The organism is Arthrobacter bambusae (assembly GCF_030812595.1).
Taxonomy (GTDB): Bacteria; Actinomycetota; Actinomycetes; order Actinomycetales; family Micrococcaceae; genus Arthrobacter; species Arthrobacter bambusae_B.
In genome coordinates, this window is sequence record NZ_JAUSSZ010000035.1 from 1 (window position 1) to 1,437 (window position 1,437).

Annotated in this window: 1 protein-coding gene; it reads right to left on the reverse strand. The window is 61.9% G+C overall.

Annotation, left to right across the window (positions count from 1 at the left end):
• A partial coding sequence (locus tag J2S96_RS20090; RefSeq protein ID WP_306867649.1) for an IS30 family transposase occupies positions 1 to 1,004 on the reverse strand: 1,004 nt, incomplete at its 3' end.
• Positions 1,005 to 1,437: the final 433 nt, after the last annotated feature.

Below are 1,437 nucleotides of genomic sequence, written 5' to 3' on the forward strand. Positions count from 1 at the left end.
CTGGCGGGGTCACAGAAGTAGACCTGCATGTCTGTGGCGAGGGTGAAGGATTTGTGGGCGGCCATTTCGGCGCCCTGGTCCCAGGTCAGGGATCCTCGTAAGTGTGCAGGCAAGGTGGCCATGGTTTTGATGAGGCCGTCGCGGACGGTTTCGGCGGTGTGGTCGTTGGGGAGGTGGACGAGCATCACGTATCGGGTGGTGCGCTCGACCAAGGTCGCGATCGCGGACTGGTTCAGGGCCCCGGTGATGAGGTCGCCCTCCCAGTGGCCGGGCACCGCGCGGTCCTCGATCTCGGGTGGTCGTTCGGAAATCATGATCATCGGGTCCACGAACCGTGGGGTGCGGTGCTCGTCCGTACGGTGGGGTTTACGGCGGGTCCGGCCGGTGCGTAGCGCTGCCTGGACTTCGCGTTTGAGTCCGCCCCGGGCTTGGAGGTAGAGGGCCTGGTAGATGGTCTCTGGGCTCACGCGCATCTCCGGTCTGTCGGGAAACTCTTCGACCAGGGTGTGGCTGATCTGCTCTGGAGACCAGCGTAGGAGCAACTTGTCTTTCACGTAGTTGCGCAGGCCCGATTCGATGGCCAGTTTGGCGGACTTGGGCCGCCTTCGCCGGGTAGCTGCCTTGCGATGCGCTCCGTGGGGCAGGTAGCCCAAGCGGGGATCGGTATTTCGTGCCAGCTCGCGGCCGACTGTTGAGGGCGATCTGCCGATGGTGCGTGCGATCGCCCTCACCGAGGAGCCGGTTGCCTGCAGATCCCGGATCAATTCCCGTTCCTGAACATTGAGGTATCGCGGGTCGATAGGTTTCTCTAACGCTGATACCTGGACCGGCACCACTCCTGGTGTGCCAGTGGAAGAGGTCATAGTGGTCACACCACGTTTGTAATCGACTATCCGCCCGTCCGGATAGATGCGTCGGCCGCCGGACTTCCGGATCCCGCGTTCCCACTCCCGGGCGGTCTTGGGATTGACGCCTACGGCGGTGATGGCTTCGCTTCGGCTCATGCCGATTTCACGCAGCCGGAGGAATTTCTCCCGGCGGCCGGATCCTGCGGCTTTGCTGGCAATTCCCGCTTCCGAAGCCCAACGGTGGCAGGTATTGACGTTCAACCCAAGTTCGGCAGCGGCCAGAGTCACGCTCTCCATGCGCCGGAGGACCAAGAAGAACTCTTCCTTCTGCCTTGGCGTGTATCGCATCCTGACGATCTGCTCGTTCCGGATGCCGGCCTTACGGCACCACTGGTAACAAGTCTCCCGATTCAGTCCAAGCTCCGAAGCTGCGGCAGTGACGGTGCCAAGACGGTCGAGGGCTTGAAAGAACTGAGCCTTTTGCTCAGGCGCGTACCTCCGTTGGTTTACCGGCTCCTTCTTTAAAGACGACACGGTCGTTGCAACTCCCAAAAAATTCTGGGTGTTGCAACGACCGCTAGAACCAGCC